The organism is Streptomyces sp. NPDC006012 (genome assembly GCF_042871185.1).
Lineage (GTDB): Bacteria > Actinomycetota > Actinomycetes > Streptomycetales > Streptomycetaceae > Streptomyces.
Map to the genome: position 1 here is coordinate 57,685 of NZ_JBIAIE010000034.1, position 15,176 is coordinate 72,860.

The following is a 15,176-nucleotide window of genomic DNA, read 5'->3' on the forward strand; positions in this document are numbered from 1 at the left end:
GGTCCGATTGCCTGGGAATCCGCTGTGAATCGGCCAGGGGAAGCGTCTGAATTACGGGTTCCAGAGGCATCCGGGCGTCGCCGGGTGACTTCGGAGAGTAGTTGTCGCACGCCGATGCACCCGAAATCCCTCACGAAGGGTTATGGTGGAAACCCCCCCTCGGGCCGGTCCGTCTCCCCCCCACGGACCGGCCCGTTTTTTCATGCGCCTGCTGTACGCCGGTCCACGTGCCGGTTCGCGGGTTTGTGTGCGTTCCGCTCGGGGCAGGCGCGGAACCGTTCGCCGGGCGTACGCCGTCCCCATGAGAGGCGCGCGCGACCCGCCCACCAAGCGCACCCCGGAACCGGGCTGAAGCCCCGCAGGAGTAGGCTGCGGTCCCGCGGGGACGTACCCGCACCGTATGGAGGGGCTGACAATACGTGAACCTGCGCGACAAGCTGCGCAGCCTTCTGGTCAGGCTGTACGCACACCGGGTGGAAGGCCACCTGGACCACGCTCAGGTGCCCAAGCACATCGGCGTCGTCATGGATGGCAACCGCCGCTGGGCGAAGGCCGCGGGATCCAGCACCGTCCACGGCCACCGCGCCGGCGCGGACAAGATCGGCGAGTTCCTCGGCTGGTGCTCCGAGACGAACGTCGAGGTCGTCACCCTGTGGCTGCTGTCCACGGACAACTTCGACCGCGCCCACGAGGAGCTGTTCCCGCTTCTCGGCATCATCGAGGACACCGTACGCACCCTGGCGGCCGACGGCCGCTGGCGCGTGCACCACGTCGGCACCCCGGACCTGCTGCCCTCCCCGATGCAGATGGCGCTGAAGGAGGCCGAGGAGGCCACGGCCCACGTCGACGGGATACTGGTCAACGTCGCCATCGGCTACGGCGGCCGGCAGGAGATCGCCGACGCCGTGCGCTCCATGATCCTGGACGCCCACGACCGGGGCGTCGCCATGGATGACCTGGCCGACTCCGTGGACGTCGACATGATCGGCCGCCACCTCTACACGGGTGACCAGCCCGATCCCGATCTGGTGATCAGGACCAGCGGCGAGCAGCGGCTGTCCGGATTCATGCTGTGGCAGACGGCCCATTCCGAGTACTACTTCTGTGAGGTTTTCTGGCCGGCCTTCCGCAAGGTCGACTTCCTGCGCGCGCTGCGCGACTACGCGGCGCGGCACAGGCGCTACGGCGGCTGAACGACGGGCCGGACAGGACCGCGCAGGTCCTCGGGTCATCCGTGCGGCAAACGTCCGGTTCGCCGTTGTTGTGGTGGACGTAACAAGGAGTTCATCGGTGCGCCGTGCCATGCATTTGCATGGCGATGCATCGTGGAGGGCATAAGGCAAGCAGGTCGACGCCCGAACCACGGGTGTCGGATCTCAGCGGGCGGCACGGGGCTGCCCGCCCGGGAGGCCCTTTGCACCAGCCCGACCGTGCGGTCACTGCACGGAAAAGCCGCGGAGGGCCGGTTCTCGGCCCGCGCGCGTGCATCGCGGCCGACGACCGGCCCAGCTCCATCGTCGCTCCCCGACCTCATCCGAGGGGGTACGTCCTTCCGTGGTGACCAGCACAAAGCGCCACAAGCCAGACCGGCGCACCTATGTTCTCGACACCAGCGTCCTGCTGGCCGACCCGAATGCCCTGACCCGGTTCGACGAGCACGAGGTAGTGCTCCCGATCGTCGTGGTCACGGAGCTGGAGGCCAAGCGGCATCATCCCGAACTCGGCTACTTCGCCCGGCAGGCCCTGCGTCTGCTCGACGACCTGCGGGTACGGTACGGCCGCCTCGACGCCCCCATCCCGATCGGGGACCTCGGCGGGACCATCCGTGTCGAGCTCAACCACTCGGACCCCAGCGTGCTGCCCACCGGCTACCGCCTGGGGGACAATGACTCGCGCATCCTCGCGGTCGCCCGCAATCTGCAGGCCGAGGGGTTCGACGTCACCGTCGTCTCGAAGGACCTGCCCCTCAGGATCAAGGCGTCCTCCGTCGGGCTGCTCGCCGAGGAGTACCGCGCGGAACTGGCCATCACGGACTCCTCCGGCTGGACCGGTATGTCCGAACTGACGCTGGCCGGCGAACAGGTGGACATCCTCTTCGAGGACGGGCACGTCCAGGTCCCCGAGGCCGCCGACCTGCCGGTGCACACGGGTCTGACGATCCAGTCGGAGCGCGGCAACGCCCTCGGCCGGGTGACGGCGGAGGGCGCTGTCCGCCTGGTGCGCGGCGACCGGGAGGCGTTCGGCATCAAGGGCCGCAGCGCCGAACAGCGGATCGCCCTCGATCTGCTGCTCGACCCGGACGTGGGGATCGTGTCCATGGGCGGCCGGGCCGGCACCGGCAAGTCGGCGCTGGCGCTGTGCGCGGGTCTGGAGGCGGTCCTGGAGCGCCGCCAGCACCAGAAGGTGATGGTCTTCCGGCCGCTGTACGCGGTGGGCGGGCAGGAGCTGGGCTATCTGCCGGGCACCGAGGCCGAGAAGATGAGCCCGTGGGCGCAGGCGGTCTTCGACACGCTGTCCGCGGTCACCAGCCGCGAGGTCATCGAGGAGGTCACCGCGCGCGGGATGCTGGAGGTCCTGCCGCTGACCCACATCCGGGGACGCTCCCTGCACGACGCGTTCGTGATCGTGGACGAGGCGCAGTCACTCGAACGGAACGTACTCCTGACCGTTCTGTCCCGGATCGGTGCGAATTCGCGGGTGGTTCTGACCCATGACGTGGCGCAGCGGGACAATCTGCGGGTCGGCCGCTACGACGGTGTGGTCGCCGTGGTGGAGAAGCTGAAGGGGCATCCGCTGTTCGCGCATGTCACCCTGACCCGGTCCGAAAGGTCCCAGATCGCTGCGCTTGTGACCGAAATGCTGGAGGACGGACACATCTGACCCGACTGTTCAACTTGGGTCGGTTACTCGCTGGTTGGCGCCGTCGGGCAAAGGCTTGAGCCTAGCCGGGCGGCGCCGCGGTGTCCGGGGTATCCGGAGAAAATCCTGAGCCAAACGGGATGTGAGCTTTCACACGCAACTCGGAATTGCCTACCGGTGTCGGGTTACGGCAGAGTCTCACTCCTGTCAGGCCCCGCATACGACACACCTGTGCCCCCAGCAGAACGGCACACCAACAGCATCACACTCAACTCCATAGCGCCGTCGTATGCCGCCCGAGCACCACGCGGCGCTCCCCAGCCGGGAGTTGCCCACCGGGCCCGCGCCTCCCGTGACCCCGCAGTTGGGAGGCCAGTGCCAGGGGCACGATTGGCGTCCGCCAGGGTCACCGAAGCGGGCGATGCTGGAAGGAAACCGTGTGAGCCGGATTTCGGTCCGGGGATTCGCAGTGGCTTCGGCCACCGCGGTCACCGCCGTCGGAAGCGTTGTCGGAGTTGCCTCGGGCAGCGTCGCACAGAACAACGACGCCGACCCGACAGCCACCGACGCGACGCTCCTCGCAGACATCCCCGCGGGACACCAGGCCAAGGTGCAGACCGCCTCCCTGACACAGCAAGCGGACGCGCAGGCCATCGCCGCGGACGTGAGCGCCAAGAAGGACGCCGAGGCGACGGCCCGCAAGGCGGCGGCCGAGACCGCGATCGCGAAGAAGGCGAAGGCCGAGAAGGAAGCGCGCGAGGCCAAGGAGCGCGCCGAGGCGAAGAAGAAGCAGGAGAGCCAGAGCACCGTCTCCAGCGCCAGCTTCGCCGTCCAGAGCTCCTACACCACCGCCCAGATCCAGGCGATGGCACGCCAGATGGTGGCGAGCGGCCAGTTCCAGTGCTTCAGCAACATCGTGAACCACGAGTCCAGCTGGAACTACCGCGCCGTCAACGCCTCCTCCGGCGCCTACGGACTCTTCCAGGCGCTGCCCGGCACCAAGATGGCCTCCGCGGGCGCGGACTGGCAGACCAACCCGGCCACCCAGATCAAGTGGGGCCTCAACTACATGAACGTCCGCTACGGCAGCCCGTGCGAGGCATGGTCGTTCTGGCAGGCGAACAACTGGTACTGAGACACGTACGGCAGCCGCCGTCATGAGTACGACGGCTTCCGTTCCGCTCAACCCCGCGCAGCCCCTTCCCGTCCTACGGGGAGGGGCTGTTGCCATGTACGGTCGTACGGACGATTCCCGGGAGAAGTGGTGGAAAGCGCCCGGGGCATGCGGGGGAAGGACGGATCATGTCGCGAGTGCCAGGATGGCTCGGCCGGATCGGCGCCGGACTGACGCAGATGGGTGAACGGTTGGACGAACGCAGGGTGGCGGCTCAGAAACCGGACACCACGGATCCGCCGGACCCACCCGTGGCCGAGCCCGTGCCGGAGAGCCACAGGGAACCGGCCGAGGCCCCGGTCGTGATCCGCCCGGATCCCGCACAGGCGGTGCCCTGGGGCGTGCGGGTCGCCGCCGAGGCGGGCTGGCGGCTGCTGGTGCTGGCGGGCACGGTGTGGGTGCTGATGCGCGTCATCAGCTCCATAGAGCTGGTGGTGTTCGCCTTCGTCATCGCGCTCCTGGTGACCGCGCTGCTCCAGCCCACGGTGGCGAGACTGACCCGCCACGGCGTGCCGCGCGGCCCGGCCACCGCCCTCACCGCGATCCTCGGCTTCGTCGTCATGGGGCTGATCGGGTGGTTCGTGACCTGGCAGGTCATGGAGAACATCGACAACCTCTCCGACCAAGTTCAGAGCGGCATCGACGATCTGCGCAAGTGGCTGCTGCAGAGCCCGTTCCACGTCACGGACAAGCAGATCAACCAGATCGCCAAGTCCTTGCGGGAGGCGGTCGGTGCCAACACCGACCAGATCACGTCGGCCGGCCTGGAGGGCGTGCAGGTCGTCGTCGAGACGCTGACCGGCATCCTGCTGGTGTTCTTCTCGACGCTGTTCCTGCTGTACGACGGCGAACGCATCTGGCAGTGGGCGCTGAAGCTGGTGCCCGCCGCCGCCCGGCCGGGCGTGGCCGGCGCGGGCCCGCGGGCATGGCGCACGCTGACGGCCTACGTCCGCGGCACGGTCCTGGTCGCACTGATCGACGCGATCTTCATCGGCCTCGGGATCTTCTTCCTGAAGGTCCCCATGGCCGTGCCGCTCGCCGTCTTCATCTTCCTGTTCTCGTTCATCCCGCTCGTGGGCGCGGTCGCCTCGGGCGCGCTGGCCGTGGTGGTCGCCCTGGTCACCCAGGGCGTGTTCACCGCGGGCATGACGCTGGTGGTGATCCTGGCGGTCCAGCAGATCGAGGGACACATCCTCCAGCCCTTCATCCTGGGCCGCGCCGTGCGGGTGCATCCCCTCGCGGTCGTGCTGTCGGTCACGGCGGGCGGCATGGTGGCGGGCATCGGCGGCGCCGTGGTCGCCGTACCCCTGGTGGCGGTGACGAACACGGTGGTGGGCTATCTGCGGGCGTACTCCGAGGAACAGGCGCTGCGCAGCGCCGGCCGGATCCGCGTGAACCCTCCGGCCCCCCGAGAGGAACCGACCCCGGCCGACACGGAATCTCCCGCCGCCCAGCAGTGAGCGGGCCGGGCGTCCCGGCGGATTCCAGGGCGCGGCACCGTCGCGAGCAGCCGCGACGGTGCCGCGCTCGATCCTGGGCTCGCCCCCTATGAGCCAAGTGCCTCCTCGGCCTCCACCGTCGTGGCCACCGCGTAGACCACCGCGGCGATCTTGTACGCCTCCTGTACGGTCTCCCGGCCGAGACCGGCCTCGCGCAGCGCCTGCTCATGCGTGTCCAGGCAGACACCGCACGCGTTGACCGCGGAGACCGCGAACGACCACAGTTCGAAGTCGGCCCTGCCGACCCCGGGGTCCCCGAGGACGTTCATCCGCAGGCCCGCGCGCAGGGAGCCGTACCCGGGGTCCGACAGCAGATGGCGGGTGCGGTGGAAGACGTTGTTCACCGCCATCACGGCCGCGGCCGACTTGGCGGCCCGGTACGCCTCGGGCGTCAGGTTCGCCCGCGCCTGAGGCGCCAGCTCGCGCAGGACGACGGGGGATCGGACGGCGACGGCCGTCGCCAGCACCGTGCCCCACAGCTGCTGCGTGGTGAGGCCGGAGCCGCCGACGACCGTGTCGAGGTTGCGTCGCAGATCCTGGGCGTAGTCCGGAATGCGGGCCTTGAGGGAGTCGAGGGACATGGACCCACTCTCCGGCCGACGGCACGGCGGCGTCCAGCGGACGGCCGCCGCGCCGCCGGCCGGCGAAGGAACGGGCACCGCCCTGTGGCCACCCGGTTCGTGCGGCTACTCGGTGCGCAGCCCGTCCGGACGCATCAGCCGCAGCAGCGGCGGCAGGCTGAGCAGCGTCACTGCGAGGACGACCGCGGCACCGAAGCCCGTCATCGACAGCACGCTCACCCAGTCCACGCTCATCGAGGCGGCCAGCATCCGCAGCAGCACCGCGCCCAGGGCCAGGCCCACCACCGCGGCCAGCAGCAGCCCGAGCGCGACCGGTACCGCCGTCTGCCACAGCACCGACAGCCCCAGCGTGCGGCGCCGGGTGCCGAAGGCGACCAGGGCCGACAGCAGCTTCCTGCGCTCGCGCAGCTGCTCCAGCTGCGAGACCAGCAGGCTCGCCCCGATCAGCGCCAGTACACAGGCGGCGCCGGCATACAGGCCGGTGCGGATGGAGGTGAACCGCGCGGACTGCTCGGTGGCCGCCCAGACGAGCGGTTCGATCCGCGGGTCGATCCGCGCCGCCGTGTTGCGCACGTGCTCCTTGATCTCGGGCACGGACGAGTCGAAGGACAGGTAGATCGCTCCGTTGAGCAAGTCCGCGGCCCCCGCGGGCAGTGCGCTGGGGGTCAGCAGGAAGCCGCCGACGTGGCCGCCGTTCGGGCCTTTGACCGAGCGTGCGTGCTTCAGCCCGGCCGGGACGGTCAGCACGACGTCCTTCTGGTGCGGGCGGCCGAGGAGGGTGGTGTCCACGTAGAGCTTCGTGCCAGGCTTGGACAGTGCCGGCGTGTCGCCGTCGTAGCTCCCGCCGTGCAGGGCGAACACGTCGCCGTCCCGGCATGAGGGCAGCGCGGCGACCTCGCGCAGCTCGGCGCAGCCGCCGACGGTCAGCTCGGCGGAACGGCTCGGGCCGTCCTTCCACGCCCTGTTGCCGACCCCGCTCCCGTACAGCGCCGTGACCTTGCGCATGCCCCGGGTGGCGGCCAGCCGTGCGGCGGTTGCCCCGAGGTCGACGCCCTTCGGTACGTTCACCTGCATCTGGGCCCGGGTGAGGTCCTTGTCCGACCGCTGGGTGTAGTCGCCCTGCACGCCGGCGAACAGCATCTGCAGGGCGATGGCGCCGGCCACCGCCACGGCGATGCCGTTGACCAGGCGGGCCGCGCTGCCGCTGGTCAACTGGAGCCGTCGGACGGCCAGTTGCCAGGAGACCGGGCCGGAGCCGAGCCGGGTGACGACCGCTTCCACGGTCCACGGCAGCAGTGCGGTGACGCCCACCAGCAGCAGCACTACACCGCCGACGACCAGGTACTGGTTGAAGTCCCCCTGGTTGCGGCCCTGGCCGAGCATCGGGTACAGCAGGGCGAGACCGGCCAGCGGCAGCAGCAGCCGCCACCACAGGCGCCGACGTGTCGGCCGGGCGGTGCGGACCACGCCGAGCGGCTCGATGACGACACCGCGCAGGGCCAGCAGGGTGACCAGGACCGCGGCGGCCGGGACCGCGACGGCGACGAGCACGACCAGCGCGGGGGCGGGGTTCAGATAGCTCGGGAACACGCTGATGTCGAGGAGCTCGACCGACCCGGCGACCTGCCGGGCGATCAGGAAGAAGACCGCACCGAGGACCAGTCCGAACAGCGAGCCGGCCAGCGCCTCGCCCGCGGCGATCCGCCGGGTCATCCGGCTGTCCGAGCCGACCAGTCGCAGCGCGGCCAGTCTGCGGTCGCGCTGCTCGCCGCCGAACCGTACGGCCGTGGCGATGAACACGGCCACCGGCGTCAGCAGGGCGACGAACACCACGAGGACGAGCAGGACCAGTACGGGATCGTCCGTCGGGGGCGGCGGGTTCGGATGGCCGAAGGCGTGTATGCGGCCCACCTGGTAGCCGTCGATCTGGGAGGCCAGCCCGTCGGCGCCCGCGTAGTAGGCGAGTTCGTGCGAGCCGACGAGCCCGCCCTCCGCGATGGTGCCGACGATCCGGTACGGCAGCCGTTCGCGCAGCAGTCGCCCGCCGTCCGAGGCGAGCAGGTCGCGCAGCGCGGGGGAGACGACCATGTCGCCCTTGGCCGGGTACCGGGCCAGACCGGGCGGCAGCGGCGCCCGCGGCCCCTCCGGATCCAGCAGCCGCCCGCGGACGTTCTTCTCCCGGTACGTCGTGTCGACGTCGGAGACGACGACGGTGTTGTCGGCCCGGGGCGTGAGGGAGGTGGCGAAGGTGAAGTCCAGGCGGGCCTCCTCGCGGTCGTGGCGCACCGCGAGCGCGTTCGGCACCGCGGTCGTCAGCAGCAGCAGGGACACTCCGAGCCCCACGCCGACGGCCGTCAGCAGGAACCGCACCCATCCCTCGCGTCCCCCGGTGACGGCGAAGCGGGCCCCCATGACCAGGTCCCTGGCCCCTTGCCGTGCGCTCATACGACGCGCTCCATGTCCCGTGACTTCCCGTCCCGTACGACGACCTCCCGGTCGGAGTAGGCGGCCACCCGTGCCTCGTGCGTGACGAGGACGACGGCCGCGTTGGCGGACCTGGCAGCGTCGGTGAGCAGTTCCATCACGCGCTCGCCGTTGAGCGAGTCGAGTGCGCCGGTCGGCTCATCGGCGAACAGCACCCGCGGGTCGGTGACCAGGGCCCGGGCCACGGCGACCCGCTGGCCCTGGCCGCCGGAGACCTCGCCGGGCCGCTTGCCCCGCAGGTCGTCGACCTCCAGCCGCTCCATCCAGCCGAGTGCGGTCCGCTCGGCCTCCTTGCGGGCGGTGCCGTTCAGCCGCAGCGGGAGGGCGACGTTCTCCACGCAGGTCAGCTCGGGGACGAGCTGGCCGAACTGGAACACGAAACCGAACTCGGAGCGGCGCAGCAGGCTGCGCTGGGTGTCGCTCATCGTCGCGAGTTCCCGTCCGGCGTAGCTGATCGAGCCGGAGTCGGGCGGCACGATCCCGGCGAGGCAGTGCAGCAGTGTCGACTTGCCGGACCCTGAGGGCCCCATGACGGCGACGACCTCGCCGGGGTGGATGGAGAACGCGGCGCCGTTCAGCGCGACGGTCGGCCCGTACGCCTTGTGCAGGTCCTCGGCGCAGAGCAGGGAACCGGAGGGCGGGGTCATCGGGTCACCTGCTCACGGAGCTTGTCGAGGCGGGCGGCGGTCAGCTCCAGCCAGCGCAGGTCGGCCTCCAGATGGAACAGGGCGTGGTCGCAGATCAGCTGGTCGGCCAGGTCGCCCTTGCGTTTGCGGTCGGTCAGGATCCGCATGCTGCGCAGGTGCTCGGCGCGCTGGGTGTCGAGGACGACCCCGGCGTCGCGGTGGGTCAGCAGTGCCAGGACGACCTTGGTGTACAGGACCGACTGGAGGTACTCCGCCGGAGCCTCCGGCTTGGCCAGCCACTGGTCGACGTCGGTGATCCCGGCGTCCGTGATGGCGTACCGCTTGCGTTCGGGGCCGCCGCCGGCCTCGATCCCGTCGACCTCGACGAAGCCGTGCTTCAGGAGGCGGGACATCGTCGAGTAGACCTGGCCGTAGTGGAGCGGCCGGTCCTGACCGAACTTCTCGTCGAAGGCCCGCTTCAGGTCGTAGCCGTGTCGGGGGCCGGACTCCAGGAGCCCTAGGAGGGTGTGACCGATGGACATGCCAGCACTCTACACAGGGTGTATACGTCCCATGTATACGCGGAGTGCAGAGGTCGCGACCGGGTGTGCGGCCGCGCAGGTGGGGGCCGATTGTCACGATTCCGATACAGGTGGCGACTGGCCTGACGCGGCCTCCCGGCACCTGGCGACCGCCTCCGGCGCGGCCTCCCGGTCCCTGGTGGCCGTGGAGCGGGCGGTCGCCCGGTCTGCCGCGGCAGCAGGGCGCGTTGCCCGCGCGGTGCGCGCGGAGGGATCTTGTTGCGGGTTTGGCGAAGCGCACACTTTTGCCCCACTGGGCAACCCTCGGAGCCCGCTGGTCGTCGGTTCGGGTAAGACGGGCGCTCGCGCAGACGCCCGTACCGGAACAGATCGACATCTCTCGGTCATGGAGACAGGTGTTAGCTTTCTGAGCTGACCTAGACGGAAGCGGAGCGAGCGGACCTATGGGGCGAGCGGAAGAAAGACGAGCGCGACAGCACGGTGGCCACCGCGCTGCGCCCCGGCGACGCTCGTCGCGCGCGGCGGGCAAGTCCGGGAAGACGGGCATACGCAGGCTTTTCACCTGGAAGAAGATCCTCGGCACGTTCTTCGGCCTGTGCCTGCTCGGCATCGGCTCCTTCTTCGTGCTGTACATGCTGGTGAGCGTGCCCGCGGGCAATGCGGCGGCCCAGCGCCAGAGCAACGTCTACAAATACAGCGACGGCACACTGCTGGCCCGCAAGGGCGAGGTCAACCGCGAGATAATCGACCTGTCGAAGGTGCCGAAGAAGGTCCAGCTGACCTTCGTCGCGGCGGAGAACAAGACCTTCTACCAGGACTCCGGCGTCGATCTGAGGGGCACCGCCCGCGGCCTGTTCAACACCCTCTCGGGCAAGGGCGCGCAGGGTGGTTCGACGATCACCCAGCAGTACGTCAAGAACTACTACCTCAACCAGGACCAGACCGTCACGCGCAAGCTGAAGGAACTGGTCATCGCGTTGAAGGTGGACCGTCAGAAGTCCAAGGACGACATCCTCGCCGGTTACATCAACACCAGCTACTACGGCCGCAACGCCTACGGCATCCAGGCCGCGGCCCAGGCGTACTACCACGTCGACGCCCAGGACCTCTCGGTCGAACAGGGCGCCTACCTGGCCGCGCTGCTCCAGGCGCCCAGCGACTACGACTGGGGGGTCGCCTCCCCGACCGGTAAGAAGTTGGTGAAGGACCGCTGGAACTACGTCCTGAACAACATGGTCAAGGAGGGCTGGCTGCCCAAGTCCGAGCGTGACGCCATGACCTTCCCGGTGCCCAAGGGGCCCACGGGCGCACCCGGTCTCGACGGGCAGAAGGGCTACCTCGTCGACCTCGCCAACCAGCAGCTGGAACAGCAGCTGATCGACCAGCAGGGGCTGACCCGGTCCCAGGCGGAGAGCGCGGTCGTCGACCAGGGCTGGACCATCACCCTGAACATCGACAAGAAGAAGCAGGACACGCTGGAGAAGGCGATCAAGGCCCAGCTGACTTCCAAACTCGACGCGAAGAAGCGCACGGTCGACGGGAACGTGCAGGCCGGTGCCGTCTCCGTCGACCCCAAGACCGGCGCGATCGTCGCGCTGTACGGCGGCGTCGACTACTACAAGCACTACATCAGCAACGCCACCCGCCGGGACTACCAGCCCGCGTCGACGTTCAAGCCGGTGATCCTCGCCTCCGCGCTGGAGAACGACTCCCAGACGCAGGACGGCAAGCAGATCAGCGTCAACACCCGCTACGACGGCACCAGTGGCCACCAGGTCACGGACAACGGCACCAAGGTCGGCTTCGGCCCGCCCAACGAGGACGACCAGAGCTACGGCAACATCACGGTCCAGAAGGCCATGAACGACTCCGTGAACTCGGTCTTCGCGCAGATGGGCGTCGACGTGGGCATGGAGAAGGTGATGAGCACCGCCAAGGATCTCGGCATGGACACCAAGGGCATGCAGGCGGTGCCCGCGCAGACACTGGGCTCCATGGGCGCCAGCCCGCTGGAGATGGCCGGGATCTACGCCACGTTCGACAACCACGGCAAGAAGGTCACCCCGTCGATCATGAAATCGGCGGAGAAGAAGGACGGCACCGTCGAGATGCCCAACCCGATCGGCGACCAGGTGATCAGCCGGACGGCCGCCGACACGGTGACCTCGGTGCTGACCGGCGTGGTCGACGACGGTACGGCCAGGCAGTCGGTGGCGAACAACCCGCTGCGCAGCGGCCAGCAGGTGGCGGGCAAGACGGGTACGTCCGACAACAACAAGTCCGCCTGGTTCAACGGCTACACGCCCGACCTGGTCACCTCGGTGGGCCTGTTCGGCGAGGACGCCAAGACGCACAACCAGACCACCCTGACCGGCGCGACCGGGCTGCTCCCGGGCACCGGCCGCGTCAACGGTGGCGGCTACCCGGCCGAGATCTGGGCGACCTACATGTTCGGTGTGACGCAGAAGGCCAAGTTCGACCTGGACACCACGCAGGGCGCGGCCGTCCAGCCGACCCTGTCGCCGACCCACAGCGCCACGCCGCCGCCGTCCGAGACCCCCTCGCAGACCCCCTCCTCCTCGGCTCCGGCGACGCCCACGGCGCCGCCCACGGGGAGCCAGTCACCGACGACGCCGTCCGTGCCCCCGTCACAGACGCCGACGAGTCCGCCGCCTCCGTTCCCGTCGGACACACCGTCGAACAGCGCCAGTAACCACCCCTTCCCCCCGGGTGGCGGTCAGCAATAGCCGGAACACCCGCGCCCCGCGCCCCGGACGGGGCGCGGGGCGCCGTGGTCGCGGCCCGGGCCGCCGGCCCGGGCCCGACGGTCAGTCGCCGTTCACCTCATGGGCGATCCGGTCACCGATCCCCTTGTCGACGTTCCGCCAGTACAGCAGCGCACGGTCGACCACCGGACGGGTCACGCCCTGCTTCAGATGGCCGCTGACGTTGGAGACCAGACGGTCCCGGCACGCGTCGTCGAGGACCTCGCGGACCAGCGTGCCCGGCTGGCCCCAGTCGTCGTCCTCGCGGTGCAGCGCATACGCCTCGCGCACCATCTCGCCCGCCGACCGCCAGCCGGCGATGTCGCCGAACCGGGCGACGTCCGCGTCCGGCCCGCCGTACGAGTTCGGTGCGTACACGGCACCGGTGGCGGCGGGCTCGTACCGCATCGGGCCGTCCTTGGCGTAGGAGTGGACCGGGGCGTGCGGCCGGTTCGGCGGCAGCTGGGCGTAGTTGGGGCCGATCCGGTAGCGGTGCGTGTCCGGGTAGGAGAAGAGGCGGCCGAGGAGCATCTTGTCCGGGGACGGGCCGATGCCCGGCACCATGTTGGACGGCTCGAAGGCGGCCTGCTCGATGTGGACGAAGTAGTTCTCCGGGTTCCGGTTCAGCGTCATCCGGCCGACCTCGATCAGCGGGTAGTCGCCGTGCGGCCACACCTTGGTCAGGTCGAACGGGTTGAACCGGTAGTCCGGGGCGTCGTCGAACGGCATGACCTGGACGTGCATGGTCCAGCTCGGCGCGTTGCCCGACTCGATCGAGTCGTACAGGTCACGGCGGTGCACATCGCCGTCGACACCGGCCAGCTGGTCCGCCTCGGCCTGGGTGAGGCATTCGACGCCCTGGTCGGTCTTCATGTGGTACTTGACCCAGAACCGCTCGCCGCCGCCGTTGACCCACATGTAGGTGTGCGAGGAGTACCCGTTCATGTGGCGGTACGTCTTCGGGATGCCGCGGTCACCCATCAGCCACGTCACCATGTGCGCGGACTCCGGGGACAGCGTCCAGAAGTCCCACTGCATGTTGTTGTCGCGCAGCCCGCTGTCGGGCCGGCGCTTCTGGGAGCGGATGAAGTCCTGGAACTTCTGCGCGTCGCGTACGAAGAACACCGGTGTGTTGTTGCCCACCAGGTCGTAGTTTCCGTACTCCGTGTAGAACTTGAGCGCGAAACCCCGCGGGTCGCGCCAGGTGTCGGGGGAGCCCTGCTCACCCGCGACCGTCGAGAAGCGCGCCAGCATCTCCGTACGCTTCCCGGGCTGGAAGAGGTCGGCCTTGGTGAACTGGCTGACGTCGTTGGTGACTTCGAAGATCCCGTACGCTCCCGACCCCTTCGCGTGGACCACCCGCTCCGGGACCCGCTCCCGGTTGAACTGGGCCATCTTCTCGATGAGGTAGTGATCCTGGAGCAGGACGGGACCGTCCGAACCCACGGTGAGCGAGTGTTCGTCGCTCTCCACGGGGATGCCGGCGTTGTTCGTGGTGTACGGAGTCTGCTGGGGTGTCTGCGTCACGAGCTTCCTCCCGTCGTGCATGGGGATTCGTTCGGGTCGCCTCGCTCGCCTCTGCAAGTCAACTCCGCCGCCGCGACATCGGCAACATCTGGACCGGTTCTAAGATCGGCGAGCGCCGGGGCCGCAGCCCCGGCGCTCGCCGCAGGCATACGGCGCCTGCCGAAACCCTAGGACCGGTTCAGCTCGAACCAGACCACCTTTCCGGTGCTCAGCCGCGTGGCGCCCCAGCGCCGGGCCATCCTGTTGACCAGGTACAGCCCGCGTCCACCCTCGTCCGTGGCCCGCGCCTGCCGCAGCCGCGGCAACTGCGGAACGTCGTCGCCGACCTCGCAGCGCAGGACATCGGTACGCAGCAGACGGAGCGTGACCGGACGTGACGCATAGCGCACGGCGTTCGTCACGACCTCGCTGACCAGCAGCTCGACCGAATCGCTCAGCTCCTCCATGCCCCACCGGGACAGCGCCCGCCGGGCCAGCCGGCGGGCCCGCCCGGGCGCGGCGTCCTCCGGCTCCAGGAACCAGTACGCCACGTCGCTCGGCGCGATCCCGTCGAAGCGGGCGGCGAGCAGCGCGATGTCGTCGTCCCGGTCGCCCGGACCGAGCATGTCCAGCACCTCGTCGCACAGCGCTTCCAGCGGCGGCGGATGATCCGGGCCGGTCAACTGCGCGGTCGCGGCCAGTTTCTCCCGCAACTGCTCTATGCCGGTCCACACGTCCCGCAGCCGGGACTCGACCAGACCGTCGGTGTACAGCAGGAGCGTGGCCCCGGCGGGCGCGTCCAGCTCGACGGCCTCGAAGTCCACCCCGCCGACCCCGATGGGCGCCCCGGCCGGCACCCGCAGCACCTCCGCCTCCCCGCCGAGGTGCAGCAGCACCGGCGGCGGATGTCCGGCGTTGGCGATGGTGATGCGGTGCGATACCGGGTCGTAGACCGCGTACAGGCAGGTCGCCATGCGGTCGGTGCCCAGCCGCTGGGCCTGCTCGTCCAGGTGGTGCAGCACCTCCTGGGGCGGCAGGTCGAGCCCGGCCAGGGTCTGCGCGGTGGTGCGCAGCTGGCCCATGATCGCCGCCGAGGTCATGGAGTGGCCCATGACGTCGCCGACGACGAGTGCGACCCGG

11 protein-coding genes are annotated in these 15,176 nt (G+C 69.7%); 5 read left to right on the plus strand and 6 right to left on the minus strand.

The annotated features are described in order from the left end of the window. The first annotated feature begins 419 nt into the window (after nucleotides 1–419). From ACFYPJ_RS35510 to ACFYPJ_RS35525, 4 genes are all read left to right on the plus strand, one after another. A complete protein-coding gene (locus tag ACFYPJ_RS35510) occupies nucleotides 420–1,193 on the plus strand; it encodes an isoprenyl transferase (RefSeq protein ID WP_389025736.1) in 774 nt (257 codons plus the stop codon). 361 nt (nucleotides 1,194–1,554) lie between these two features. Continuing rightward, nucleotides 1,555–2,880: a PhoH family protein gene (locus ACFYPJ_RS35515; protein ID WP_389025737.1), complete on the plus strand. Its 1,326-nt coding sequence runs from the start codon at nucleotides 1,555–1,557 to the stop codon at nucleotides 2,878–2,880. A gap of 400 nt (nucleotides 2,881–3,280) precedes the next feature. After that, nucleotides 3,281–3,994 (plus strand): lytic transglycosylase domain-containing protein, encoded by a 714-nt coding sequence (locus ACFYPJ_RS35520; protein ID WP_389025738.1) that lies wholly within the window; start codon nucleotides 3,281–3,283, stop codon nucleotides 3,992–3,994. A 167-nt stretch (nucleotides 3,995–4,161) separates the two neighbouring features. Beyond that, the gene (locus tag ACFYPJ_RS35525; protein ID WP_389025739.1) at nucleotides 4,162–5,493 is read left to right on the plus strand and encodes an AI-2E family transporter; all 1,332 of its coding nucleotides are present in this window, start codon (nucleotides 4,162–4,164) and stop codon (nucleotides 5,491–5,493) included. A gap of 86 nt (nucleotides 5,494–5,579) precedes the next feature. Here the strand turns inward: ACFYPJ_RS35525 and ACFYPJ_RS35530 are convergent, their stop codons facing one another. The 4 genes from ACFYPJ_RS35530 to ACFYPJ_RS35545 form a co-directional block, all read right to left on the minus strand. Next, nucleotides 5,580–6,113 carry a carboxymuconolactone decarboxylase family protein gene (locus tag ACFYPJ_RS35530; protein ID WP_389025740.1) on the minus strand — a complete coding sequence of 178 codons (534 nt, stop codon included), beginning with the start codon at nucleotides 6,111–6,113 and terminating at the stop codon, nucleotides 5,580–5,582. Nucleotides 6,114–6,218: 105 nt separating this feature from the next. Then, nucleotides 6,219–8,558, minus strand: a complete 2,340-nt coding sequence (locus ACFYPJ_RS35535) for an ABC transporter permease (protein WP_389025741.1) — start codon at nucleotides 8,556–8,558, stop codon at nucleotides 6,219–6,221. Further along, entirely contained in the window at nucleotides 8,555–9,244 is a 690-nt protein-coding gene (locus ACFYPJ_RS35540; protein ID WP_389025742.1) for an ABC transporter ATP-binding protein, read from the minus strand. The genes ACFYPJ_RS35535 and ACFYPJ_RS35540 overlap by 4 nt, the downstream gene beginning before the upstream one ends. Then, nucleotides 9,241–9,765 (minus strand): PadR family transcriptional regulator, encoded by a 525-nt coding sequence (locus tag ACFYPJ_RS35545; protein ID WP_389025743.1) that lies wholly within the window; start codon nucleotides 9,763–9,765, stop codon nucleotides 9,241–9,243. The genes ACFYPJ_RS35540 and ACFYPJ_RS35545 overlap by 4 nt, the downstream gene beginning before the upstream one ends. 443 nt (nucleotides 9,766–10,208) lie before the next feature. On the opposite strand from ACFYPJ_RS35545, the gene ACFYPJ_RS35550 reads away from it, so the two are divergent. Beyond that, a complete protein-coding gene (locus tag ACFYPJ_RS35550) occupies nucleotides 10,209–12,512 on the plus strand; it encodes a transglycosylase domain-containing protein (protein WP_389025744.1) in 2,304 nt (767 codons plus the stop codon). 81 nt (nucleotides 12,513–12,593) lie between these two features. Here the strand turns inward: ACFYPJ_RS35550 and ACFYPJ_RS35555 are convergent, their stop codons facing one another. Next, complete coding sequence (locus ACFYPJ_RS35555) at nucleotides 12,594–14,057, minus strand: catalase (RefSeq protein ID WP_389025745.1); 1,464 nt, start codon at nucleotides 14,055–14,057, stop codon at nucleotides 12,594–12,596. Nucleotides 14,058–14,224: 167 nt separating this feature from the next. Then, nucleotides 14,225–15,176: ATP-binding SpoIIE family protein phosphatase (locus ACFYPJ_RS35560; RefSeq protein ID WP_389025746.1), on the minus strand; the 952-nt coding region annotated here is incomplete at its 5' end.